Source organism: Burkholderia sp. B21-005 (assembly GCF_020843965.1).
Taxonomy (GTDB): domain Bacteria; phylum Pseudomonadota; class Gammaproteobacteria; order Burkholderiales; family Burkholderiaceae; genus Burkholderia; species Burkholderia ambifaria.
On the sequence record NZ_CP086302.1, the window covers coordinates 343538 to 366343 of the forward strand.

At 69.2% G+C, this 22806-nt stretch carries 23 protein-coding genes; 11 read left to right on the forward strand and 12 right to left on the reverse strand.

What is annotated here, in order from left to right:
* Positions 1–187 precede the first annotated feature (187 nt).
* Positions 188–508 (forward strand): DUF1840 domain-containing protein, encoded by a 321-nt coding sequence (locus tag LMA02_RS17940; RefSeq protein ID WP_228910047.1) that lies wholly within the window; start codon positions 188–190, stop codon positions 506–508.
* Positions 509–622: 114 nt separating this feature from the next.
* Here the strand turns inward: LMA02_RS17940 and LMA02_RS17945 are convergent, their stop codons facing one another.
* Positions 623–781: a hypothetical protein gene (locus LMA02_RS17945; RefSeq protein WP_228909011.1), complete on the reverse strand. Its 159-nt coding sequence runs from the start codon at positions 779–781 to the stop codon at positions 623–625.
* A 425-nt stretch (positions 782–1206) separates the two neighbouring features.
* Positions 1207–1392, reverse strand: a complete 186-nt coding sequence (locus LMA02_RS17950) for a hypothetical protein (protein ID WP_006749647.1) — start codon at positions 1390–1392, stop codon at positions 1207–1209.
* A 330-nt stretch (positions 1393–1722) separates the two neighbouring features.
* Between LMA02_RS17950 and LMA02_RS17955 the strand changes: the two genes are divergently transcribed.
* A complete protein-coding gene (locus tag LMA02_RS17955) occupies positions 1723–3627 on the forward strand; it encodes a DUF3857 domain-containing transglutaminase family protein (protein ID WP_228909013.1) in 1905 nt (634 codons plus the stop codon).
* 76 nt (positions 3628–3703) lie between these two features.
* Entirely contained in the window at positions 3704–3871 is a 168-nt protein-coding gene (locus LMA02_RS17960; RefSeq protein WP_165752471.1) for a hypothetical protein, read from the forward strand.
* Between the two features lie 86 nt (positions 3872–3957).
* Here LMA02_RS17960 and LMA02_RS17965 read toward each other — a convergent pair whose 3' ends face one another.
* Entirely contained in the window at positions 3958–4992 is a 1035-nt protein-coding gene (locus tag LMA02_RS17965; RefSeq protein WP_228909014.1) for an AraC family transcriptional regulator, read from the reverse strand.
* A 70-nt stretch (positions 4993–5062) separates the two neighbouring features.
* Between LMA02_RS17965 and LMA02_RS17970 the strand changes: the two genes are divergently transcribed.
* Positions 5063–6274 (forward strand): MFS transporter, encoded by a 1212-nt coding sequence (locus LMA02_RS17970; protein ID WP_228909015.1) that lies wholly within the window; start codon positions 5063–5065, stop codon positions 6272–6274.
* 143 nt (positions 6275–6417) lie between these two features.
* Here LMA02_RS17970 and LMA02_RS17975 read toward each other — a convergent pair whose 3' ends face one another.
* The gene (locus LMA02_RS17975; protein WP_228909016.1) at positions 6418–7185 is read right to left on the reverse strand and encodes an isocitrate lyase/PEP mutase family protein; all 768 of its coding nucleotides are present in this window, start codon (positions 7183–7185) and stop codon (positions 6418–6420) included.
* Positions 7172–8227 carry a saccharopine dehydrogenase family protein gene (locus tag LMA02_RS17980; RefSeq protein ID WP_228909017.1) on the reverse strand — a complete coding sequence of 352 codons (1056 nt, stop codon included), beginning with the start codon at positions 8225–8227 and terminating at the stop codon, positions 7172–7174. Before LMA02_RS17980 ends, LMA02_RS17975 begins: the two co-directional genes overlap by 14 nt.
* Before the next feature lie 119 nt (positions 8228–8346).
* Here LMA02_RS17980 and LMA02_RS17985 point away from each other — a divergent pair, with 119 nt between their 5' ends.
* Positions 8347–8940, forward strand: a complete 594-nt coding sequence (locus LMA02_RS17985) for a TetR/AcrR family transcriptional regulator (RefSeq protein WP_105831634.1) — start codon at positions 8347–8349, stop codon at positions 8938–8940.
* Positions 8941–8970: 30 nt separating this feature from the next.
* Here LMA02_RS17985 and LMA02_RS17990 read toward each other — a convergent pair whose 3' ends face one another.
* Positions 8971–9438, reverse strand: a complete 468-nt coding sequence (locus LMA02_RS17990; RefSeq protein WP_228909019.1) for a MarR family winged helix-turn-helix transcriptional regulator — start codon at positions 9436–9438, stop codon at positions 8971–8973.
* 82 nt (positions 9439–9520) lie between these two features.
* Between LMA02_RS17990 and LMA02_RS17995 the strand changes: the two genes are divergently transcribed.
* Positions 9521–9889: a hypothetical protein gene (locus tag LMA02_RS17995; protein WP_228909021.1), complete on the forward strand. Its 369-nt coding sequence runs from the start codon at positions 9521–9523 to the stop codon at positions 9887–9889.
* Positions 9890–9985: 96 nt separating this feature from the next.
* Positions 9986–10603, forward strand: a complete 618-nt coding sequence (locus LMA02_RS18000; RefSeq protein WP_228909024.1) for a glutathione S-transferase family protein — start codon at positions 9986–9988, stop codon at positions 10601–10603.
* Between the two features lie 48 nt (positions 10604–10651).
* On the opposite strand, the gene LMA02_RS18005 is transcribed toward LMA02_RS18000, so the two are convergent.
* From LMA02_RS18005 to LMA02_RS18025, 5 genes are all read right to left on the reverse strand, one after another.
* Positions 10652–11374 carry an HAD family hydrolase gene (locus tag LMA02_RS18005; protein WP_228910048.1) on the reverse strand — a complete coding sequence of 241 codons (723 nt, stop codon included), beginning with the start codon at positions 11372–11374 and terminating at the stop codon, positions 10652–10654.
* Positions 11375–11403: 29 nt separating this feature from the next.
* Positions 11404–12375 carry an ornithine cyclodeaminase family protein gene (locus LMA02_RS18010; protein ID WP_228909025.1) on the reverse strand — a complete coding sequence of 324 codons (972 nt, stop codon included), beginning with the start codon at positions 12373–12375 and terminating at the stop codon, positions 11404–11406.
* A gap of 131 nt (positions 12376–12506) precedes the next feature.
* Complete coding sequence (locus tag LMA02_RS18015) at positions 12507–13637, reverse strand: DSD1 family PLP-dependent enzyme (RefSeq protein ID WP_228909027.1); 1131 nt, start codon at positions 13635–13637, stop codon at positions 12507–12509.
* 113 nt (positions 13638–13750) lie between these two features.
* Complete coding sequence (locus tag LMA02_RS18020) at positions 13751–14677, reverse strand: LysR family transcriptional regulator (protein ID WP_228909033.1); 927 nt, start codon at positions 14675–14677, stop codon at positions 13751–13753.
* A 99-nt stretch (positions 14678–14776) separates the two neighbouring features.
* A complete protein-coding gene (locus LMA02_RS18025; protein ID WP_228909034.1) occupies positions 14777–15691 on the reverse strand; it encodes an NAD(P)/FAD-dependent oxidoreductase in 915 nt (304 codons plus the stop codon).
* A gap of 141 nt (positions 15692–15832) precedes the next feature.
* Between LMA02_RS18025 and LMA02_RS18030 the strand changes: the two genes are divergently transcribed.
* The 4 genes from LMA02_RS18030 (at position 15833) to LMA02_RS18045 (ending at position 21717) form a co-directional block, all read left to right on the forward strand.
* Positions 15833–16273, forward strand: coding sequence for an Rrf2 family transcriptional regulator (locus LMA02_RS18030; protein ID WP_228909035.1), 441 nt, complete (start codon positions 15833–15835; stop codon positions 16271–16273).
* A gap of 259 nt (positions 16274–16532) precedes the next feature.
* Positions 16533–17123, forward strand: a complete 591-nt coding sequence (locus LMA02_RS18035) for a DUF2760 domain-containing protein (protein ID WP_012365375.1) — start codon at positions 16533–16535, stop codon at positions 17121–17123.
* Positions 17120–18961 (forward strand): Hsp70 family protein, encoded by a 1842-nt coding sequence (locus LMA02_RS18040; protein ID WP_165752484.1) that lies wholly within the window; start codon positions 17120–17122, stop codon positions 18959–18961. Before LMA02_RS18035 ends, LMA02_RS18040 begins: the two co-directional genes overlap by 4 nt.
* Before the next feature lie 5 nt (positions 18962–18966).
* Positions 18967–21717: an Hsp70 family protein gene (locus LMA02_RS18045; protein ID WP_228909037.1), complete on the forward strand. Its 2751-nt coding sequence runs from the start codon at positions 18967–18969 to the stop codon at positions 21715–21717.
* A gap of 87 nt (positions 21718–21804) precedes the next feature.
* Here LMA02_RS18045 and ctlX read toward each other — a convergent pair whose 3' ends face one another.
* Positions 21805–22806 carry a citrulline utilization hydrolase CtlX gene (ctlX, locus tag LMA02_RS18050; protein WP_228909038.1) on the reverse strand — a complete coding sequence of 334 codons (1002 nt, stop codon included), beginning with the start codon at positions 22804–22806 and terminating at the stop codon, positions 21805–21807.

Here is a 22806-nt window from a genome sequence, read left to right on the forward strand (position 1 = left end):
CTTCGTGCTATCCGGCCTCTACGCCGCAAGTGAACCCGGCCGCGCGATGCGCGCAGCGTTCCGGGCGAACGTCCGGTTCAGGAGAGCGGGGCGGCGATGTGCGCGGCAGGATGACCACAGGCCTTGCCGCCACCAGCGGCGGCTAGCGCTACACGGTCTTGCAGCGACGACGAGGGAAAAAATGACGATGATGGTCACGTTTCGGTCATCCGCCGCACCGGACATCGCGATGTTGCGTGATCTGGCGCAGTACCTATTAGGACTCGTCGGCAAGGAGCTCGACGTTCGCGGGGTGATTTCCCCTGACGAATTGCCGGGCGCGATCGCGCGGCTCGAGCAGGCGATCACGGATGACGTGGCGCGGGAAAGCGCGCACGAGCGTTCCACGCAGGCGCTGCGCACCGAGCTGCCGCCGCATGCGGGCGGGCTCGCGCAACGCGCGTGGCCGCTGCTGGACATGATGCGTGCGGCCCACGAACAGGGCCGGCACGTGATGTGGGGTGTGTAGGCGCGCGACGCGCGCCGGCTGCCCGGGAACCGGACCTCCGCTGCAAGGCCGACGGCGTGGCGTCGCAAGACGCCATACCGTCGGCCGTTTTTTTTTGCGCGGGGCGCTTTCCGCTTACGAATGGTGGTGCGTATGCGAGCGTTCCGAGCGCCGCGACGTCCGGTGCAAGAGCCGGTCACGTATGCGCTCGCGGCTGCGCTGCTCCGCGAAGAACAGCACCGCGAACACGAGGACCGCGAGCAGCAGGATGATCGCGACGATACCGTTTTCCATGTCGCCTCCGGCAGGTTGGGGAGCGATGGATGCCATCGGCCGGCGTCAGCCGGTCGGCATGGGCATCACGAGGCTGGTGAGCTTCATGTCGATGAAGCGCTTGGCCAGTGCGATCGCGACCCGGCGCGCATCCGCGTCGTTGCGGAACACGTGGTGCCCGGGGGGCGAGCAGATGCGCGTCGTGGCGGCCGTCGGCGTCGCGCCAGCACACGACGGCGCGCGGCGGGTACAGCGCGCCGAGCGGGAGGCCTTCGCCGGCCACCGGATCGACCCGCGCGCCCGCGCGGCTCTCATATTGATGGTAGGTCAGACAGAGCGGGGCCTCCATCCTGATTCCCTTCACGGGCGCCGGTCGTTCCGACCCCGCGCCGCGAACGCCCACGTCGCGGCACGCGCGCGGCGTACGAACGAGGGCCCGGCTGCGTTCACGTCAGCATCGGCATCGCTTCGATCAGCGCGATCCCGAGCAACGCGCCGATCGCGGCGCCGACCAGCTTCGGATGCCACCGCTCGAGATGCAGCGCCGTGAGCAGCGCCCCGATCAGGATCACGCCCAGCAGCGCGAACGCGATCACGAGATAACCGATTTCGAAATCGTTGTTGATCAGCATGATGTCTCCTTCCCGATGCAGGCGTGTCGAATTCGCGGGATCGTCATTCGTTTCGGCGACGTCGCGCGCACGTTTTCACTGTCTGAATTATATATCACAACGTGATATAAAAAGCGATCGCGCGCGGAGCGTATCGTGAAAGTACGACCGCCCCCTGCATCACGCGTGCGGCGCTTCCCCGCCCACATGTTGCGTCGCGGCGCGACCGGCCGCGCCGCGGCTTGACGCTCGCGGGCACGTCACCCACACTGGGTTGAACGACGGGGCGCGGCGCGCGGATGCGTGCCCGTCGCGTCCCGACATGAACACGAACGCGCGGAGAGCTTCGACGTGGTGCGTTTTCCGTTCCGATCGACCGGCCGCCTGCCGTACCGCGCCGCCGCGTTCGCGGTGGCCGTCGCCGTTGCCGCGCTCGCGCGTCCCGCGTTGGCAGATTCGGGCGACGCAGTGCCCGTCACGCTCGTCAGCGATGTCCACGTATTCGTGATCCAGCACGACGGCTCGCTCGACGAGGAAGACGATTCGACACTGCGCGCGAACGATGCGAACGGGATCGACGCGATCGCGCAGCGCTACGTTTGGTTCGACAAGAACCTGGAGAAGGTCGAGCTGGTCGCGGCCGAGACGATCGATCGCGGCGGCGTCGCGCATCCGGTCGGGCCCGACGGCATCCGCGACGTCCAGGAGCCGCGTTCGGCCGGCGCGCCGACCTTCCAGGACGGCCTGCTGCGCACCGTCGTGTTTCCCGGCGTCGAGGCCGGGTCGAGCACGCGCATCGCGTTCCGCAAGGCGCGCACGAAGCCCGTCAACGCCGGTTACTTCGGCTACTACGTCGAACCGTCGCGCGAGCCGGTGGAGAACCAGCGGCTGATCTTCGACGTGCCGGCGGACATGCCGCTGCAGGCGGACGCGCGCGGCTACGTCGCGCTGCCGCCGGTCACGGCGAACGGCCGCACGCGTTATACGTTCGATTACCGGCACGGCGCGTACGACCGGATCGAGAGCGGCTCGGTCGGCTATCCGACCTACGGCGACCGGCTCGTGGTGTCCACGCTGCCCGACTATGCGGCGTTCGCCGCGCGCTATCGCAACGCGGCCGTCGACTCGGGCGCGAACGATCCGGCCGTCGTGCAGCTGGCGCGCGCGCTCACCGCCGACGTCGCCGATCCGCACGACAAGGCGCGCCTCCTGTATGACTGGGTGCAGGCGAACGTGCGCTACGTCGCGCTTTTTCTCGGCGAGACGGCCGCCGCGCCGCATCGCGTGACGGACATCCTGCGCAACCGCTACGGCGACTGCAAGGACCACGTCGCGCTGTTCGGCGCGTTGCTCGCGGCGGTCGGCATCCGCAGCGAACCGGTGCTGATCAACCTCGGCTCCGTGTACACGCTGCCCTCCGTGCCCGGCTACGGCGGCGGCGCGATCAATCACGCGATCACGTGGCTGCCCGGTCTCGGTCTCTACGCGGACACCACGACGAGCGGCATCGCGTTCGGCTATCTACCGCCGATCGTGATGGACCGGCCGGCGCTGCTCGTCGACTCCGGCGTGCTGTCGCGCACACCGGCCACGCAGCCGAAGCGCCGCACCGCGCGCGTGGAGATCGATGCGGCGCAACCGGGCGCCGCGCGGTTTCACGCGCTCGTCGTGGACGACGGCTGGACCGCGGAGCTCGAACGCACGCTGTTTCGCCGCGCGCCGCCCGAGCGCGTGCGGCAGCTCGCGAACGAACGGCTGCGGCAAAGCGGCTTGCGGGGCCGCGCACGGATCTCGACCGGCGAACGCCGCGCGACGGACGGGCCGTTCGACGTGACGTATGACGGCACGCTCGATCACGTCGTGTGGCCGGACGGCACGACTGCCGTGCCCGCGCTGTCGAGCGTCACGGGCGGCATCGCGACGCAGGTGGAGGGGTGGCTGGCCGAACCGGTGCGCACGCAGCCGTGGGTATGTCTCGGCGGCACGTTCGACGAGACCGGCCAGATCGCGCTGCCGCCCGGCGTCGCAGTGACCGACCTGCCGACCGATACGGCCGTGCACGACCGCTTCGTCGACTTCACGTCGCATTACGTATTCGATGCGGCCGCGCACGTCGTGCAGGTCACGCGCCGGATGACGGCGACGTTCGGCCGGCAGGTCTGCACGCCCGACGAGTTCACGGCGCTGCGCGCGTCGCTCGAACGTATCGAGCGCGACACGCAGGCGCAGATCGTCGTGCGGGCAAGGCAACGTTGAACGCCGGGCGCGGCGCATGCGGCGCTCGGCACGATCGGACGCGCGGCCGGACTCGGCCGACGCGCGGGAGACGAACATGACGAAGCGGGAAGAGGAAATCGCCGACCTGTCGAAGGAATTGCTGGGCCGGATCGTGCAGGGCGCGATGATGAGCGGCGCGCCGGTGGATGCGCAACAGTGCGCGGCGCTGGCCGTGCGATGCGCGACGGCGCTGGTCGATCGGCTCGAGGCACGCAGCGGCTGAGCGGAGTCGTCGCAGGCGAAGACGGAGCGAACGAAGCCGGGGCGACTCGACAGGCGTTCGCCCGGGCCCGCGTTGTACGTGACGCGTTACACGTCGGCGTGCGTGTCGCCTTCCGCGCGCACCGCGCCCGGCGGCCGCCCGACCACGCGCTTGAACGCCCGGCTGAACGCGGCGAGCGACCCGTAGCCGAGCCGGTACGCAACGGCCTCGATCGTCTCGCGGTCGCGTGCGATCCACTGCGCGGCGAGCCGCATCCGCAGCTCGGTCAGGTAGCGCACGGGCGTCATCCCGGTGGCCGCGAGAAAGCGCTCCGCGAACACCGAGCGTGACACGCCCGCCTCGGCGGCCAGTTCCGACACGCTCCAGTTGCGCCCCGGATCGCGATGCAGCGCGACGATCGCGCGGCCGAGCTTCGGTTCGCGCAGCGCCTGCACCCAGCCCGTCGCGTCGCCGCATCCGCACTCGACCCAGCCGCGCACGATGAACGCGGCGACCACGTCCGCGAGCCGCGCGAGGATGCCCGCGAAGCCCGCGCGTTCTGAGCACGATTCGCGCTCCATCGCGTCGAGCATCGGGCGGATTTCCGGGTAGCGCGCGAGCAGCGTGCCGACGTGCATGAACTCCGGCATCGTCCCGACGAGCGGCTGCATGCCGCCGAGATCGAGCTCCATGCACGCGCTGAAGATCAGCGCGTCGCCGGCGGCCGGCTCTGCCGCGGCGCACGACGTCGCGGCCACCGACGCGACCGTGTCGCAGATCTTCGCGACCTCGAACCCGCCGATCTCGCGGCACGGCGCATCCGGATCGGACACCAGCGCATGCGTGCGGCCGTGCGGCAGCAGGATCGCATCGCCGGCCTCGAGCCGCACCATCGTGCCGGCCGCGTCGCGCAGCAGCACGGGCCCGCGCCCGACGAAATGGAACTGCGCGCGGCCCGGCGCATGGCCGAAGCTCAGCCCGAACGGCCGCGGCACCTGGATCCGGCGGTACTGCACGCCGCTCAGGCGCATGCCGAGCAGCAACTCGCTGACGAGGTCGTGCACGTCGGGCACGGGGGGAAGCAGGGGCTCGGCCATTTTGAGATTCGGACGATCGATCAACAAGAACGGATTGTATGTCATAGACCGTCCTGCCGTGGTTCCCTACGATAGGCCGTCATCAGTACTTTCCCTATCTCACTCGGAACGACGCATGAATCCCGGAATCTCCTCTGCCGCCGCCCCGGCGGCGCCCCGCGCCCCGGCCTGGGGTGCCGTCTTCGCGATGACGCTCGGCGTGTTCGGCCTCGTCACCGCCGAATTCCTGCCCGCGAGCCTGCTCACGCCGATGGCCGACAGCCTCGGCGTGACCGAAGGCGTGGCCGGCCAGGCCGTCACGGCTACCGCGACCGTCGCGCTCGTCACGAGCCTGCTGATCTCGGCGCTGACGCGCACGATCGACCGCCGGCGCGTGCTGCTCGCGTTCTCCGTGCTGCTCGTCGTATCGAATCTCGCAGTCGCGTTCGCGCCCGACCTGACGACGCTGCTGATCGGCCGCGTCGTGCTCGGCGTCGCGCTCGGCGGCTTCTGGACGATGGCGACGGCCACCGCGATGCGGCTCGTGCCGACCGCGATGGTGCCGCGCGCGCTGTCGATCATCTTCAGCGGCGTGGCGGTCGCGACGATTGCGTCGGCGCCGATGGGCAGCTACTTCGGGCACCTGATCGGCTGGCGCAACGTGTTCCTGATCGCGGCCGGGCTCGGCGGCGTCGCGTTCGTGTCGCAGGTCATGACGCTGCCGTCGATGCCGCCGAGCGGCACGACGCGGCTGCGCACGCTCGTCGACGTGCTGCGCCGGCCGACCGTCGGCCTCGGGATGTTCGCGACGATCCTCGTGTTCACCGGGCATTTCGCGTTCTTCACGTATCTGCGGCCGTTCCTCGAACAGGTCGCCGGCGTCGGCGTGAACGGGCTGTCGGCGATCCTGCTCGGCTACGGGATCGCGAACTTCGTCGGCACGTCGCTCGCGGGCCGCGTGCTCGAACACCGGCTGCGGCCGATGCTGATCGGGATGCCGGCGCTGATGGTCGTGCTCGGCATCGCGCTCGTCGCGCTCGGCCGAGCGCCGATGATCGACGCGGTGCTCGTCGCGTTGTGGGGGATGGCGTTCGGCGGCGTGCCGGTCGCCTGGTCGACGTGGGTCACGCGCACGGTGCCCGATGAAGCCGAGAGCGCGGGCGGGCTGATCGTCGCGGCGATTCAGCTCGCGATCGCGACGGGCGCGGCGGCCGGCGGCGTCGTGTTCGACGCGAATGGCGCGGGCGGCGTGTTCCTGGGCGCGGCCGCGGTGCTGGCCATCGCGGTCGCGACGATCGTGACCGGCGTGCCGAAGCGGGTTGGCGTCTCGCCGGCGCTGGCCGAATGATGGATCGCAGCGGGCCGGCGCGTGATCGCGCATCGGCCCGCTGCTCGGTACGATGCGCGCCGGCGGAATGGCGGCGCGACACCTGAAGTGTGGGACGGCAATTGCATCGGATGTAATCGTCCGCTGTCCGCCCTGCGCGGCGGCTAGCCGCCTTGCTTCACCACCGCCGCCAGTGCCTTCATCGCCTGCAGGTAAGGGTAGGGCCCGTGACTGATGCGCGCGACGCCGTATTCCGCGAGTTCCGCAAGCGTCGGCGTGTCGGCCACGCGCATGATGTTCACGGGCAGCGGCGACGCGGCCGTCAGCGCGCGAATCAGCGCCGGCGATTGCAGGCCCGGCACGAACAGGCCGTCGGCGCCCGCCGCCGCATACGCGCGTGCGCGGGTCAGCACGTCGTCCAGAAGCCGTTCGTCGTGCGTGTCGGCCGCGACCTTGAAGAACACGTCGGTGCGCGCGTTGATGAAGTAGCCGATGTCCGCGCGATCGGCCGCCTGCCGGGCCGCCGCGAGACGCGCGGCCACGTCGTCGACGGTGCGCAGCTCGCCCGTCGCCGGAAAGCTGTCCTCCAGATTGCAGCCGATCGCGCCGGCCTCGATGCTGCGCGCGATCGTGTCGGCCACCTCCTCCAGCCGCTCGCCGTACCCGCTTTCGAGATCGACGGTGACGGGCAGGTCGGTCGCTTGCGCGATCCGCGCGAGCACTTCCATCACGAGCGCTTTTGGCATCTGCTCGCCGTCGGCGAACCCGTTGGCGACCGCGACCGACCAGCTGCCCGTCGCCAGCGCAACGCCGCCCGCGTCGGCCACCGTGCGCGCGCTGCCCGCGTCCCACACGTTGAACAGCGCGAGCGGCTCGCCCGCGCGATGAAGCGAACGGAAATACGCGGCTTTTTCCCTCTTATTGCGACTCATGCTCGTCCCTCCGGTTGAAATGCCGATCGGTGATCGTATCGAACGATACGTCGATGGTGTCGAGCGCCGCGAGGAAATCGCGCGCGTCGAACAGTTCGCCCAGGCTGCGCACGCCGCCCGACGTCAGTGTACGGCCGCTCAGCAGGCGGACCGTCGCCTCGACGATGATCGGCGCGCTGACCGCATAAATGTCGCGTCCCGATGCGGTCGCGCGATGCGTGATGCCGTTCTGCACGACGATGGCGTCCATCACGAATTGCTGCGCCGAGCGGCCGAGCGCGTCGACCGGTTGCGGCGGCGGCGTGCCGGCATCGCGGACATCGCGCAGCGCCAGCGTCGCGAGCCAGGACTCGATCGTATCGATGCGCAGATGACGCGCGAGTGTCATCACTTCCGAGAACGGCAGCAGCGTCACGTCGACGTCGCCGAGCGGCGACGGAAACGGCCAGCGGCGCTCGCGTGCCGTCGACGGCACCGCGGTCGGCTTGCCGTCCTGCTGAATCAGCCGGATCGCGTGATTGCGCTCGCCGGTCACGCGCGTGCCGCGCGTCGGATGCCAGCTGTCGAGGCCGGTCGCGACGTCGACGCGCTCGATCGGCCGGTGCGGGTCGACGACGGCCGTCACGAGCAGGTCGGCCAGGCCGCCGTAGAACGCGGCGGCCGGCACGAGCGTCACACCGGCGGCGCGTGCGCGGGCGTCGCGCCGGTCGGTCAGCGTCTGAACGGACGGCTGCTCGGCCGTCAGGTCGAGATACGGGATACCGGCGCGCAACGCCGCATCGGCGAGCGGCAGCGCGGTGTCGAGATAGGGGCCCGCGCAGTTGATCACTGCATGCGCGCCGCGCAAGGCGGCGTCGAGCGCGGCCGGATCGTCGACCGATGCGACGCGCCACGGCGCCGCGTCGTTGCCGCCTTGCGCGAGCCGCGCGGCATCGCGCCCGATGCGCATCGCGCCGAGGCCGCGCCGCTCCAGTTCGGCGACGACAAACCGCCCGGTGTGACCCGTGGCGCCATACACTGCAACCGTCATTCGATCGTCCATGATCCACTCCGATACAGACCGGTTTGTTTTATAGTACAGACCTGTAGCGTCGTCAACCCCGCGGTGCTATCATCGGATGCACTTTTGCGGGACGGGCGGCCCTTGGCGGCCGGGCTTGGATGAAACAGGGAACAGACACGAAGGGGAGCGCGCCCGATACGCGCGAGCGCATTCTGCAAACGGCCAGCGCACTGTTCTATCGGGAAGGGACGCGCGCGGTCGGTGTGGATTTGATCGTCGCGCAGGCGGGCGTCGCGAAGACGAGCCTGTATCGGCATTTCGCGACGAAGGACGACCTGATCGAGGCGTTTCTGCTGCGCGAGGATGCGGATTTCTGGGCGCACTGGGACGCGGTGGCCGCGCGGTACCGGCGCACGCCGCGCGAGGAGCTGGATGCGCAGTTGCAGTGGATCGGCGAGCGCATCGAGCGGCCCGGTTATCGCGGCTGTCCGCAGATCAACATCGCCGCGGAGTACGCGGACGGCAATCATCCGGCCCGCAAGGTCGCCGTCGCGCACAAGCAGGAACTGCGGCGCCGGCTGACGGAACTGGCAAGCGCGATCGGGATCGACGAACCGCAGACTTACGCGCTGCGGCTCGCGACCGTCATCGACGGCGCGCTCAGCAGCGGGCACGCGCTGCACGCGCACGGCCCCGTGCGCTTCCTGCAGGAGTTCGCGCAACTGCTGATGCCGACGAAGGGCAGGAAGTGAAGCGCGGGTAGTGCCGGGCCACGCGTGGCTTCAGCCGCGCGTAGCCGGATCCTCCGACAGCGTGCGCAACTGATCGCGCAACACATCGACTTCTCCCGCCGCGAACGGCTGTTCGATCTCGGCGTGCGTCTGCTGCCACAGCGGGAACGCGTCGGCCAGCAGACGATGGCCGGCCGGCGTGAGTTCGAGCAGGCGGCTGCGCTTGTCGTCCGGATCCTGCACGATCGTGACCAGCTCGCGCCGCTCGAGCGGTTTCAGCGCGGCGGTCAGCGTGGTGCGATCCATCGCGAGCAGCGACGCGACCGATTTCATCGCGGCTGGTTTCGGCCGGTTCAGCGACATCAATAGCGAAAACTGGCCGTTGGTGAGATCCAGCGGACGCAGCACATCGTCGAAGATGCGCGCGAGATTGCGCGCCGCGCGCTGCATGTGCAGGCACAGGCAGCAATCGCGCACCATCAGCGTCGTTTCGAAAGGAAGCTTTTCATTGCGTGCCATGTTGCAATTGTGTTGATATCAACCTATCTTGTCAAGGGCGAGGAGTGGCAGCCCGCTGTTCCCGCCATCGGACGGAGGAAGCATGAGTGCTCAACAGCAGTTGTATCTCGCGGTATTCCTCGGCAGCAAGGAGAGCCCGGCCATGAAGGCGTGGATGGCGCTACCGGAGGAGGAGCGGCGCACGCGGGAGAAGGAAGGGATCGCCGCGTGGCATGCGTGGGTCGACCGGCATCGCGACGCGATCGTCGAGCTCGGCGGGCCGCTCGGCAAGACCAAGACCATCGGCAAGGGCGGCATCACGGACACCGCCAATGCGATGAGCGGCTTTACCGTCGTGCGCGCCGCATCGCACGATGCTGCCGCCGCGCTGTTCGAAGGCCATCCGCATTTCACGCTGTTCCCGGGCGACGCGATCGACGTGATGCCGGTGCTCGCGGTGCCTGGCATGTGAACGATCAATCATGAACCATGCCGGGCGCCGCACGTCGTCGATGCGCCGCGGCCTGCATGGGGACCCTTTCCCGACATTCAGGATGGAGACACTGCAATGAAGCTTTACGGATTTGCCGGCACCCGCACGCAACGCGCGCTGTGGGGGCTGAAGGAACTGGACGCGGATTTCGAATTCGTGTCGGTCAACCTGCTCGCGGGCGAGCACAAGCGGCCCGAATTCCTGCACCTCAATCCGGCCGGGAAGGTGCTCGTGCTGGTGGACGGCGACCTCGTGATTCCCGAGTCGGCCGCGATCGTGCTGTATCTCGCGGACAAGTATCCGGAGAAGGCGTTGCTGCCGGTCGATCTCGCGCGGCGTGCCGAGGCCTATCGATGGATCATGTTCGCGGTGACGGAACTCGAGCAGCCGCTGTGGCGCATCACGCGGCATACGTTCATCTATCCGCCCGAGAAGCGCTCGCCGGCCGACATCGAACTGGCGCGCGAGGATTTCAAGGCGATGGCCACGATTCTCGACAAGCATCTCGAGGGGCGTGAATTCATCGTCGGCGATACGCTGACGGTGGCCGATTGCGTGACGGCGTATCTGATCGACTGGGCGAGCGAATGCAACCTGATCGAACCGTTCCCGCAACTGCGGGCGTATCTCGAACGGTTGTATGCACGGCCGAAGGCGCCGCAGCGGATTGCGGAGGCGCGCAAGGCGGCGTGAAGACGGCGGTCGGTGATGTCGACGGGCGCGTGATTCGCGGGCCTGTGGTTACGACAGCCCGACGGGGCCGCCGAGCGCGCGACACAGCATCGACAAGTCGTGAATGGTCAGATGACGGGGCGGGGCATGATGCGCGGCGTGCCCTGTTTCCGACCCTTCGTGGCGCACCACCCACGCCGCCTGAAGCCCCGCATTCAACGCGCCGACGACATCGAGGTGGTAGTCGTCCCCGACATGAAGCAGTTCCCCCACAGGCACGCCAAGCGTCGCGGCGGCCGCATGAAAGATCTCCGGCTCGGGTTTCGCGAAGCCGAACGCACGCGCGCTGAGCGTGTCGCGGAAGAACTCGCCGCCGCCCGTCAGCCGAAGGTCCGCATTGCCGTTCGTCACCGCGACCAGCGGAAAGCGCGCGCTCAGCCACGCGAGCGCCGGCAATGCATCGTCGAAGAACTCGACCTGGTTCCGCGCGGAATAAAACACGTCGTATGCGCGCTCGGTCAGCGTGACGTCTTCGTTCGCGCGTTCCAGCGCAAGCCGGATCGAGCCGATGCGCAACGCACGATAGTCGCCGACCAGATCCGGCCGCAAGCGTTCGTATTCGTCGCGCAACTGGTTCAGCGCCTGCGACGTGGGCAGCACGCGCGGGGTTTCGGGCGCGTGCGCGAGCAGCCACGCATGCAGCGACGCTTCGGCCCGTTCGACAGAGGGTCCGAACGGCCACAGCGTGTCGTCGAGATCGAACGAGATGGCGGAAACGTTGGTCAGGTGCATGGCGACGGAAGATACCACGCAGTCGCCGCTCACCACGGCCACGGGATGGCGCGTCCCGCGCCGCACTCGACAGCGTGCCGATACAGGAAACGCGCAACGGTCAGGTCCTGCAGCGCGAGCCCGGTCATGTCGAACACGGTGATCTCGTTCGCCGCGCGATCGACCGACACAGCCCCGGAGAGCACGTCGCCGATTTCAGTGCGCGGCAAATCCGGCGCCCACTGACACTCGCCGATGCTGCGCGCCTGCTCGTGATCGTCCACGAAAATCCGCGCACGCTCCAATACGCGTTCGGGAAGTTCGCGCTTGCCCGCGGTATCCGCGCCCACGCAAGTCAGATGCGTGCCTGGCTGAACCGCATCCGCATCGAACAGCGGGCGGCCGCCCGGTGTCGCCGTGATGACCACGTCGCTGTCGGCCACCGCATCGTTGCGGTCTCGTGCGACGCGGATGTCGCAGCGTTCGAGAAATGCCGATTCGAACTCCGGATCGATTTCGCCGCTGACGTTCACGTACTGCACTGAGCACCGTTGCGGCAGCAGCCTGATCGCATAGTCGAGCTGGACGCGCGCCTGCACGCCGGTGCCGAACACGCAGATGCGCGTGCTGTCGCGGCGGGCGAGCGCCTGCAGCCCGAGGCCGCCTGCCGCACCGGTCCGGGCCGTGGTGATCGCGTTGCCGTCCATGATGCAGAGCGGGCGGCCGGTGGCCGGATCGAACAGCGCGATCGTCGCCTGATGCGGTTCGCCACCGCGGCCCCGATTGCCGGGCCAGAACCCGGCCGCCTTGAAACCGAGCAGATCCTGGCTCGCGACGTCGCCCGACTTGATCCCGAATACCCCGCCGGTATGCAGCTTCTCGCGGACGACCGGGAACACGCGTCCGGCGCGTCGACTATGCAGCACGAAGGCTTCGCGCACCGCCGCCGTCACTTGTTCGGCTTGAAGCGCCGGTTCGACCACATCGCGGTCGAGAAGAAGGAGTTGAGCGTCTGTCGGCATGGTGGGCGAGCCTGTGGGGCAATGCGAATCGCAATGTTTATAGTTTGTACAGATATAGACAAACTGTCAATTCAGTCCGGATGAGGGAGCCGGGCTTTGGATCGCCGCACCGGCTACCGTGCTCGCGGCGCTCACCACCCGTAGAAGCGCGGCCAGGTCTGAACGGTGCCGTCGCCGCTCAGCGCGTGGTATTCCGGATGTTGCGCACCGGTCGCGCACGCGTGGTTCGGCAGGATCCGCAAACGGGTACCGATCGGAAACCGCTGCGCGATGCGCGTGTCGGGCGTATCGAGGCGCGACACGATGCCGTGCTCCTGATTGGCCGAACTCATCACATACTCGCCGAGCACGTCGCCGTCTTCGGTACACACCTGCCCGTAGCCGAAATCCCGCGCCTGCCGCTGGGTGCCGCGATCGCGGCTCATCGCCATCCAGCCCGCGTCGACGATGGCCCAGCCTTTTTCTTCCTGGTGTCCGATGACGGTGGTCAGCACCGACAGCGCGATGTCGGCCTGCGCGCACACGCCGATGTTGTGCATCACGAGGTCGAACAGTACGTAGACGCCGGCGCGGACTTCCGTCACCCCGTCGAGGTTCGTCGCGGACAGCGCGGTCGGCGTCGAACCGATGCTCACCACCGGGCAGGGCAAGCCGGCCGCCCTGAGGCGCTCGGCGGCGTGCACGGTGCGGCTGCGCTCCTGTTCGGCGATCGCAACCAGCGCGTCGTGCGTGTCGTATTCGTAACTGGAGCCGGCGTGAGCGAGCACGCCGCCGAGCGCCATGCCGCCATCGACCAGCGCGCGGCCGACCTCGATCAGCAGGCCGTCGTCGGGCCGAATCCCCGAGCGGTGGCCGTCGACGTCGACTTCGATCCACACGTCGAAGCGCTCGCCGTGCTCGCGCCCGAATTCGGCGATCGCGTTCGCGGTCTCCAGGCTGTCGGCGACGATCTTCAGGTCGCAGCCCTGGCGGCGCAGCGCCAGCGCCTGGCCCAGCTTGGCCGGAATCATCCCGACCGCGTAGACGATGTCGCGCACGCCGGCGGCGAAGAACTGTTCGGCCTCCTTCAGCGTCGACACCGTGATGCCTTGCGCGCCGGCCGCGATCTGCGCGTCGACGACCTGCCGGCACTTGGTGGTCTTCACGTGCGGCCGGAACTTGACGCCCAGCGCGTCGAGATGCGCCTGCATGCGCGTGATGTTGTTGCGCATGCGATCGACGTCGATCAATGCGGCGGGGGTGTTGAGGGGTGGAATGCCCATGGTGCGTTGCCTCGGTGGGTTGCCGACAGCGAACACTGTAGGGCGGTTGGCAAGCCGCGTGTTTAACGCATGCCAAATCGATCATTAAGCCGCATTTAATCGTGGAAAACTGCTCAGGCCTTGCCGCGCCATGGCGGCGGATCGAGAAATTGCTTCGCGGTGTCGAGGAAAACCCGTTGCCGCGCGGAGCGGCCGGTGCGCGACGGCAGCAGCGCGGTCACCGGCGCGGGCGGCAGATGCCAGTCGGGCAGCAGACGCACCAGCTTGCCGTTCGCGAGCAGCGGCGCGACGTCCCATTCCGAGCGCTCCACGATGCCGAGCCCGGCCAGTGCCCAGTCGGTGATGACGGTGCCGTCGTTCGACGAAAGCGCGCCCGTGACGCGGATCACCGCGGATCGCCTGGGTTCGCCCTGGTGGTCGCCGTGTTGCGAGAAGTGCCAGCGCGGGACGTCCTCGTCGTTCTCGCGCAGGCACAGGCAGTCGTAGCGGGCGAGGTCGGACGGATGGTTCAGTGCCTCGATGCGACGCGCGTAACCGGGGCTCGCGCACAGGAAGCGCTCGTTGGGTGCGAGCGGATAGCCGATCCACGACGACGACTTCAGGGTGCCGACATGCACGACCACGTCGGCGCCCGACGCGCTGCCCAGCGGGCTCTCCGACAGATGCAGCGAGATCTCGAGCTTTGGATGCGCGCGCTGTACGTCACGCACGATCCGCGCGACGTACTTGCGTCCGAAGCCGAACGGCGCGACGACGCGCAGCGTGCCCTGCACGTCGCCGTGATCGCCCGAGATGTTGACCGGCAGTGCCTCGACGCGCTCGAGAATCTCGACGGCTTCCTGATACAGCCGCTGGCCTTCGTCGGTCAAGGCGATGCCTTTCGGCTGTCGTACGGCAAGGCGTACGTCCAGCCGCGCCTCCATCCGTTGCAGGCGGATCGTGACCGCGGGCGGGGTGAGGTCGAGCAATCGCGCGGCGGATGCCAATGAGCGCGACGCGCCGATCGCGCGGACGAGTCGAAGGTCTTCGAGATCGAGCATTGCATGTCTCTTAATGCTGGCGTTGCGGAGCATTAAACAACACATCGCGTGAAGACGGTAGCGTTACACCGCGTCAACCGACATGCGGCTTCACGCCCGTCACGCATCCAGCCCGAAAATCAACGACCGATGCGCGCCCACGCCGGCTGCGACGCCCGATGCCGACGCGAACGTCGCATTGGTCATCAGGCTCGACGCATCGCCGGCCGCGAACACGCCGGGAACGCTCGTCTGCTTCCACGTATCGACGCGGATCGCCACGCCGAGCGGCCCTTCGTCGAACGCACAGCCGAGCTGTTGCGCGAGATCGCTCGCCATCTCCGTACGCGCGCCGATGAACAGTGCCTCGATCGGCACGACCTGCCCGTCGGCGAGCCGTAACGCTTCGATCCGCGGTGCGTCGCCGAGGATCTCGACGACCGGCGACCGCTCGATACGCACGCCACGTGCGTCAAGCAACGCGGCTTCCTCGTCATTCGGTTCGACTACGCGTTGCGTGAACCACGTCGTCGGCCCCCAGTCCGGAATCAGGATCGCCTGATGCACGGACAGCGGATGCGTGGCCAGCACGCCGAGCTGCCGGCCCGACACCTCGTACCCATGGCAATACGGGCAATGCAGGACGCTGATGCCCCAGCGTTGCGCAAGACCCGGCAGCGCGGGCAACGCGTCGTGGATGCCGGTCGCGAGGATCAGCCGGTCGGCGCTGGCGCGGCTGCCGTCTGCCAGCGTCACGTGAAAGCGGCCGCGCGCATCGCGCTCGGCGGTGCGCGCTTCGCCGGCGATCTGCTGCACGGTCGGATAGGCCGCGAGTTGCGCGGCGGCGTCGGCGACGATCCGCGCCGGCGGCTTGCCGTCCTGCCCGAAAAAGCCGTGCGCATGCGCCGCGAAACGATTACGCGGCCGCCCGGCATCGATCACGAGCACGCGGCGTCGCGCGCGCGCCAGTTGCATCGCGGCCGACAGCCCGGCAAAGCTGCCGCCGATCACGATCACTTCATGATGGTTCTGCATGTGTTCACCCCTTCCGGAATCCGTGCAAGCGAAGAACGTGCTTCGATGACGGTCAACTCATGAAACACGAGAAGTTGCATGATAGGTCGATGGTATCATTCATGCAACTTCAGGAGTTTCGAGAGTGGGAGCCGTCCGGCGATGAGAACCGATAGCCGTTTGTCGCGCATGCTGCATGCGCTGATCCACATGGACCAGGCCGACGGCCCGCTGACGTCGGAGGCGATCGCGGCGATGCTGTGCACGAATCCGGTCGTCGTGCGGCGCCTGCTCGGCGGCTTGCGCGATAGCGGCTACGTGCAGTCGGAAAAAGGCCACGGCGGCGGCTGGGCGCTCGCCGTCGCGCTCGACGACATCACGCTGCTCGATGTCTATCGCGCGGTAGGCGAGCCGCCGGTGTTTTCGGATCTGGTGTCCGAGGATGCCCCCGAATGCCTGGTCGAACAGGCGGTCAACGCGCATCTGTCGGCCACGCTGAAAGAGGCCGAGGCGGTGCTGCTCGCGCGCTTCGGCGAGGTCACGCTCGGCATGCTGTCACGCGATTTCGAAACGAAGGCGGCGCGCCGCCGCACGCCGCGCTGACGCGCTGCAACATCGCGGCCGGCCGTCGATAGCCGGTAGTCCGACGTAATCCGGCGCGGCGCGAAACCGCCGTGCCGCCATGTTCTGTCCCCCAACTTCTGCCCGATTTGCCCGCCACAGGGCAAAATACGGGTTTTCCGCACCCGAGAGGGCGCGTCCGAATCACGCGCCGGGCGGCGACAGTGCGCAATCGCACGCCGTCGCCGGGCGCCCAGGCAAGATGCTCGCCGCATCGCGAGCCCACAGGAGTCCAGACCCCATGCCCGAAACCAACCTGTCCTTCTTCGGCCGGCTATCGCTGGCCGTCGGCACGTTCTTCTCCGTGCTCGGCAACCGCGAGTTCGCGGCCGGCGTGCTGCGCCTGCGCGACGGCGCGCCGGCACCGGTCGCCCCGGCGCCGGTCGCGCCGACCCCCGCCGCGGCTCCGGCACCCGCGCCCGTGAAGGCGCCGGCGCCCGAGCTGCGCGAAGCGAGCCCGCAAGCCGCGCTGCAATTGCTCGGCCTGCTGCAGCGCGATGCGCGCTTCATCGACTTCGTCGAGGAAGACATCGCCGGCTACGCGGACGCCGATATCGGCGCCGCCGCACGCCTCGTGCACGACGGCTGCCGTGCCGCGCTGCGCGAACACTTCACGATCGTGCCGGTGCGTGATGAAGCCGAGGGCAGCCGCGTGACGCTGCCGGCCGGCTTCGACGCGACGGCCGTGCGCGTGACGGGGAACGTGGTCGGCGCGGCGCCCTTCACGGGCACGGTCAGCCATCGCGGCTGGCGCGTGGCCGACGTGCGCCTGCCGAAGCTGACGGGCAGCCACGACGCATCGGTGGTCGCACCGGCGGAGGTGGAACTGTGAGCGATCCGCGCTATTCGATCGGTATCGACCTCGGTACGACCCATTGCGCGCTGTCGTACGTCGACAGCGCCGCGAGCGACGGCGAAAAAATCACGCAGCAGGTGCTGCCGATCGCGCAGCTGACCGCGCCCGGCGCGCTGGAGTCGCGCGACCTGCTGCCGTCGTTCCTCTATCTTCCGCATGAAAGCGAGCTGACGCAGGGCGACCTGACGCTGCCGTGGACGGCCTCGCGCGGCTTTGCGGTCGGCGAGATGGCGCGCACCCGCGGCGCGGGCACGCCGATTCGCCTCGTGTCGAGCGCGAAGAGCTGGCTGTGCCACCCGGGCGTCGACCGCCGCGCGGCGATCCTGCCGAGCGATGCGCCGCCCGAAGTGGCGCGCGTGTCGCCGCTGGAAAGCTCGATCCGCTACCTGACGCACCTGCGCGAAGCGTGGGACCACGCGCATCCCGATGCCCCGTTCGCCGACCAGGACGTGACGGTCACGATCCCCGCGTCGTTCGACCCGGCCGCGCGCGAACTGACGGCGGAAGCCGCGCGTGCCGCCGGCTACACGCGGATGACGCTGCTCGAGGAGCCGCAAGCGGCGCTCTACAGCTGGATCCAGAAGAGCGAAGGCGGCTGGCGCAAGCAGGTGCAGGTCGGCGACCTGATCCTGTGCGTGGACGTCGGCGGCGGCACGACCGACCTGTCGCTGATCGCGGTGGTCGAGCGCGACGGCAACCTGGAACTGCATCGCGTGGCGGTCGGCGAGCACATCCTGCTCGGCGGCGACAACATGGACCTCGCGCTCGCGCACGTGGTCGCGCGCAAGCTCGCGCAGCAGGGCACGCAGGCCGATCCGTGGCAACTGCGCGCGCTGACCTACGCGTGCCGCGCCGCGAAGGAAACGCTGCTGTCCGACCCGACGACCGACGCGGTGCCGCTCGTCGTGCCGAGCCGCGGCTCGAAGCTGATCGGCGGCTCGATCCGCACGGAACTGACGCGCGCGGAACTCACGCAGACGATCCTCGAAGGTTTCTTCCCGCAAGTCGATGCGGCCGCGCGGCCGGTGAGCCGCGCGCGCGTCGGCCTGACGCAGCTCGGCCTGCCGTATGCGCAGGACGCGGGCATCACGCGCCATCTCGCGGCGTTCCTCGGCCGTCAGGTCGCGGCGCTCGACGCGCTCGAAGGCGTGCAGCGCACGCTGCCGCAAGGCGCGACGTTCCTGCATCCGACCGCCGTGCTGTTCAACGGCGGCGTGTTCAAGTCGGCGCTGCTCACGCAGCGCGTGCTCGATACGCTCAACAGCTGGCTCGCAGCCGAAGGTGCGCCGGCCGCGCGCCTGCTCGAAGGCGCGGACCTCGATCTCGCGGTCGCGCGCGGCGCCGCGTACTACGGCTTCGTGAAGCGCGGCCGTGGCGTGCGCATTCGCGGCGGCACGGCGCGTGCGTACTACGTCGCGATCGAGTCGGCGATGCCCGCGGTGCCGGGGCTCGAACCGCCGGTGCAGGCGCTGTGCGTCGCACCGTTCGGGATGGAGGAAGGCTCGGATGCGGCGCTGCCGCCGCAGGAGTTCGGGCTCGTCGTCGGCGAACCGGTGCAGTTCCGCTTCTTCGGGTCGTCGGTGCGCCGTCAGGACGAGGTCGGCACGCTGCTCGACTACTGGTCGGCGGAAGAGCTGCAGGAGCTCGAGGAAATCCAGGCCACGCTGCCCGCCGAAGGGCGCACGGTCGGCGAGATCGTGCCGGTGAAGCTGCATGCGCGCGTGACCGAAGCCGGCACGCTCGAGCTCGAGGCGATCCCGAGCGGGACGGACGAGCGCTGGAAGGTCGAGTTCGACGTGCGCGGCGCCGCCTGAGCGCGATGAAGCGCTATACCGTCGGCATCGACCTCGGCACGAGCAACACGGTCGTCGCATACGTCGAGGCCGGCTCGGACGCGATCCGGGTGTTCGACGTCGACCAGCTGGTCGGCCCCGGCGCGGTGGCCGCGCAGCCGCTGCTGCCGTCGGTGCGCTATCACCCGGCGGCGGGCGAGCTGCCGCCGGACGCGCTGCGCCTGCCGTGGGCGGCCGATTCGAAGGCCAGCGCGGCCGATGCGCCGCCGGCCGTGATCGGCCGTTATGCGCGCACGCTCGGCGCACAGGTGCCGGGCCGGCTCGTCACCAGCGCGAAGAGCTGGCTGTCGCACGCATCGGTCGACCGGCTCGCGGCGATCCTGCCGTGGGGCGCGGCCGACGGCGTCGACAAGGTGTCGCCGGTCGACGCGAGCGCGAGCTATCTCGCGCACGTGCGTGCCGCGTGGGATGCCCGCTTTCCCGATGCGCCGCTCGCGAAGCAGGACGTCATCCTGACGGTGCCGGCCTCGTTCGACGACGGCGCACGCGCGTTGACGGTCGAGGCCGCCAGGCGCGCGAAGCTGCCGGCGCTGCGCTTGCTCGAAGAACCGCAGGCCGCGTTCTACGACTGGTTGTACGGCCAGCGCGCGACGTTGCGCGACACGTTCGCCGCAGCGCGCCGCGTGCTGATCTGCGACGTCGGTGGCGGCACGACCGATCTCACGCTCGTCGATGTCGCGCCCGGCGACGACGGCGAGCCGACCTTCACGCGCGTCGGCGTCGGCAATCACCTGATGCTCGGCGGCGACAACATGGACCTCGCGCTCGCGCGTCTGGTCGAGACGCGGCTGACCGAGCCCGGTACGCGGCTGTCCGCCGCGAGCCTGTCGCAGCTCGTCGAACGCTGCCGCGCCGCGAAGGAGCGGCTGCTCGGCGACGACGCGCCGGCGTCCGTCACCGTGACGCTGCTCGGCGCGGGCAGCAAGCTCGTCGGCGGCGCGCGCTCGGCCGAGCTGACGCGGCAGGAAGTCGAGCAGGTCGTCGTCGACGGTTTCTTTCCGCAGGTCGAGGCCGGCGAGCTGCCGCGCCGTGCGCGGGCCGCGATCGTCGAATTCGGCTTGCCGTATGCGAGCGACCCGGGCGTCACGCGCCATGTCGCCGCGTTCCTGAACCGTCATGCGGAAGGCCCGCTGCCCGACACGCTGCTGCTCAACGGCGGCGTGTTCCGTGCGGGCGCACTCGCCGGCCGCCTCGCGCAGACGCTCGGCGCATGGCGCGGTGCACCGCTCGACGTGCTGCACAACGCCCATCCCGACGTGGCCGTCGCGCGTGGCGCGGTGGCATACGGCCTGGCGCGGGCCGGGCATGCGCCGCGCATCGGCGGCGGCTCCGCGCGCAGCTATTTCCTCGTGCTCGACGACGGTGAAGGTGAGAGCGACGCCGCGCCGCGCGGCGTCTGCCTGCTGCCGCGCGGTGCCGAGGAAGGCCGCGAAATCCGGCTCGAGGAGCGCACGTTCGCGCTGCAGCTCGGGCAGCCGGTGCGTTTCCACCTCGTGTCGACGGTGGCCGAGACCGCGTACCGGCCCGGCGATCTCGTCGAGCTGGACGGCGGCGATTTCGTGCGGCTGCCGCCGATCGCGACGGTCGTCGACCGGCAGGCCGGCGGCGACGCACGCGAAACGCCGGTGAAACTCACCGCGTCGCTGACCGAGGTCGGCACGCTCGAAATGCACTGCATCGCGACCGACGATGCATCGCGGCGCTGGCGGCTCGAATTCCAGTTGCGCGGCGATGCGCCCGCGCAGGGCGACGGCGCCGCGCTGGCGCGCCATCCGCGTCTCGACCACGCGATCGAGCTGATCGACCGCTCGTTCGGCAGCAAGGCCGCCGACGTCACGCCGAAGGACACGCGACGGTTGCGCGCGCAACTTGAACAGGTGCTCGGTCCGCGCGACGAGTGGGACGTCGCGCTCGCGCGCGAACTGTTCGACGCGTTGCTCGCACGGGCGCGTCGGCGGCGGCGCTCGGCCGATCACGAACGCGCATGGCTGAACCTGGCCGGCTATTGCCTGCGCCCCGGCTTCGGCCATCCGCTCGACGCATGGCGCATCGAGCAGCTGTGGCCGCTGTTCGACGACGGGATTCAGTACGTGAGCGATGCGCAGGTGTGGTCGGAGTGGTGGACGCTGTGGCGGCGCGTGGCCGGCGGCCTCGACGACGATGCGCAGACCCAGGTGCGCGATGCGATCGCATTCCTCGAACCGTCCGACGACAAGCGCCGCAAGCTGCCGTTCGACCCGGCCAAGGTCGGCCCGGCCGACATGACGCGCTTGTCCGCGTCGCTCGAACGATTGCCCGTCGAGCGCAAGGTGGAACTGGCCGAGCGATTGATCGTGCAATTGCAGAAGCCGGCCGAGCGCACGCTGTGCGCGTGGGCGCTCGGGCGGATCGGTGCGCGCCGGCCGTTCTACGGCAGCGCGCACAGTGTCGTGCCGGCCGGGATCGCGAACCGCTGGCTCGACGCGCTGTTCGCGCTGGACTGGAAGCAGGTGGAACCGGCGGCCTTCGCGGCCGCGCAAATCGCGCGGATGACGGGCGACCGCGAACGCGATTTGCCGGACGACACGCGCGAAGCGGTGATCAAGCGTCTGTCGGCCGCGAATGCATCGGCGGCGTGGATCGACATGGTGCGCGAGGCGATCGCGTTCGACGAAGCCGACACGGCGCGCGTGTTCGGCGAAACGCTGCCGGCCGGGTTGAAGCTGCTGGGTGGTTGACGCAACGGCGCGGTGCTTCGATCCGGTTCGCAGATCGAAGCATCATCCGGTCGAGTCGGGCCGCGCGTCGCGGCCTGTCGCTGTCTCTCAGGCGTGCGACACGGGTTCGCGTTGCCGTTCCACCGATTCGATTGCCTTCCCGTCACGGGTTGCCGCGCGCCGCGCGAGGTGAATGCCCGCGAGCATGCAGCGCACCGAGCCGCCGGCTAGTTCGATCGTCGGCACGTCGAGCGGCAGCAGCCGCGCGGAGCGTTCGATCGTTTCGCGTTGCGCGCCGGTGAGGCAGTCGAACGCACGCCGCGACAACGCGAGCACGCGCCCGTCCTTGCCCGACAGTTCCAGCGTATTGCCCGCGAAGTTCGCGATCTGCGCGTGATCGAGCGCGATCACCGTGCGGCCCGTTTCGGTCAGACGTTGCGCGATCTCGTCGCGGCGCCGCCGATCCGCGATCAGGTCGAGGCCGACCATCGCGAATTCGGTGGCGACGCTCATCATCACGTTCGTGTGATAGATCGGCTTTCCATTCGCGTCGGCCGTGTCGAAGCAGATCGGCTCGAAGTTGAAATTCGTGCAGAAGCGCTCGAGCGCGACCGGATCGGCGCGGCGCGATCGCGCGGTGTACGCGATCCGCGCGACGTGATCGAGCACCATCGCGCCCGTGCCTTCCAGGAACACGTCGTCGTATTCGAGCCCCGAGTAGTCGATCACGTCCTGCACGCGGTATTCGGCCTTCAGCATCTCGATTACGTCCGGGCGCCGTTCGCGGCGGCGGTTCGCGCTGTACATCGGATACAGCGCGACGTGCCCGCCCGGATGCGTCGAGAACCAGTTGTTCGGGAACACGGAGTCGGGCGTGTCGCGCTCACCGTGGTCGTCGAACACGTGCACGCGTACGCCCGCATCGGCGAGCACCTGCGCGGCGGCCGTGACCTCGTCGCGCGCGGCGGCCGACACCGACGGCGAGCTGCCCGCGCCGTTGCCGGCCGTGCGCTGAAAGGCGTTGTCGGCCGCGGTCTGCGGGTTCGGCACGAAGCGGTGCGGCCGGATCATCACGACGGCGGACGGCGCCTGGATCGATACGAGATTCAT

Bases quoted from the DNA above. Each gene is read 5' to 3' on its own strand.
- LMA02_RS17940 (WP_228910047.1), top strand. From the start codon at position 188: ATGATGGTCACGTTTCGGTCATCCGCCGCACCGGACATCGCGATGTTG.
- LMA02_RS17945 (WP_228909011.1), bottom strand. From the start codon at position 781: ATGGAAAACGGTATCGTCGCGATCATCCTGCTGCTCGCGGTCCTCGTG.
- LMA02_RS17950 (WP_006749647.1), bottom strand. From the start codon at position 1,392: ATGCTGATCAACAACGATTTCGAAATCGGTTATCTCGTGATCGCGTTC.
- LMA02_RS17960 (WP_165752471.1), top strand. From the start codon at position 3,704: ATGACGAAGCGGGAAGAGGAAATCGCCGACCTGTCGAAGGAATTGCTG.
- LMA02_RS17965 (WP_228909014.1), bottom strand. From the start codon at position 4,992: ATGACATACAATCCGTTCTTGTTGATCGATCGTCCGAATCTCAAAATG.
- LMA02_RS17970 (WP_228909015.1), top strand. From the start codon at position 5,063: ATGAATCCCGGAATCTCCTCTGCCGCCGCCCCGGCGGCGCCCCGCGCC.
- LMA02_RS17975 (WP_228909016.1), bottom strand. From the start codon at position 7,185: ATGAGTCGCAATAAGAGGGAAAAAGCCGCGTATTTCCGTTCGCTTCAT.
- LMA02_RS17980 (WP_228909017.1), bottom strand. From the start codon at position 8,227: ATGGACGATCGAATGACGGTTGCAGTGTATGGCGCCACGGGTCACACC.
- LMA02_RS17985 (WP_105831634.1), top strand. From the start codon at position 8,347: ATGAAACAGGGAACAGACACGAAGGGGAGCGCGCCCGATACGCGCGAG.
- LMA02_RS17990 (WP_228909019.1), bottom strand. From the start codon at position 9,438: ATGGCACGCAATGAAAAGCTTCCTTTCGAAACGACGCTGATGGTGCGC.
- LMA02_RS17995 (WP_228909021.1), top strand. From the start codon at position 9,521: ATGAGTGCTCAACAGCAGTTGTATCTCGCGGTATTCCTCGGCAGCAAG.
- LMA02_RS18000 (WP_228909024.1), top strand. From the start codon at position 9,986: ATGAAGCTTTACGGATTTGCCGGCACCCGCACGCAACGCGCGCTGTGG.
- LMA02_RS18005 (WP_228910048.1), bottom strand. From the start codon at position 11,374: ATGCACCTGACCAACGTTTCCGCCATCTCGTTCGATCTCGACGACACG.
- LMA02_RS18010 (WP_228909025.1), bottom strand. From the start codon at position 12,375: ATGCCGACAGACGCTCAACTCCTTCTTCTCGACCGCGATGTGGTCGAA.
- LMA02_RS18015 (WP_228909027.1), bottom strand. From the start codon at position 13,637: ATGGGCATTCCACCCCTCAACACCCCCGCCGCATTGATCGACGTCGAT.
- LMA02_RS18020 (WP_228909033.1), bottom strand. From the start codon at position 14,677: ATGCTCGATCTCGAAGACCTTCGACTCGTCCGCGCGATCGGCGCGTCG.
- LMA02_RS18025 (WP_228909034.1), bottom strand. From the start codon at position 15,691: ATGCAGAACCATCATGAAGTGATCGTGATCGGCGGCAGCTTTGCCGGG.
- LMA02_RS18030 (WP_228909035.1), top strand. From the start codon at position 15,833: ATGAGAACCGATAGCCGTTTGTCGCGCATGCTGCATGCGCTGATCCAC.
- LMA02_RS18035 (WP_012365375.1), top strand. From the start codon at position 16,533: ATGCCCGAAACCAACCTGTCCTTCTTCGGCCGGCTATCGCTGGCCGTC.
- LMA02_RS18045 (WP_228909037.1), top strand. From the start codon at position 18,967: ATGAAGCGCTATACCGTCGGCATCGACCTCGGCACGAGCAACACGGTC.
- ctlX (WP_228909038.1), bottom strand. From the start codon at position 22,806: ATGAATCTCGTATCGATCCAGGCGCCGTCCGCCGTCGTGATGATCCGG.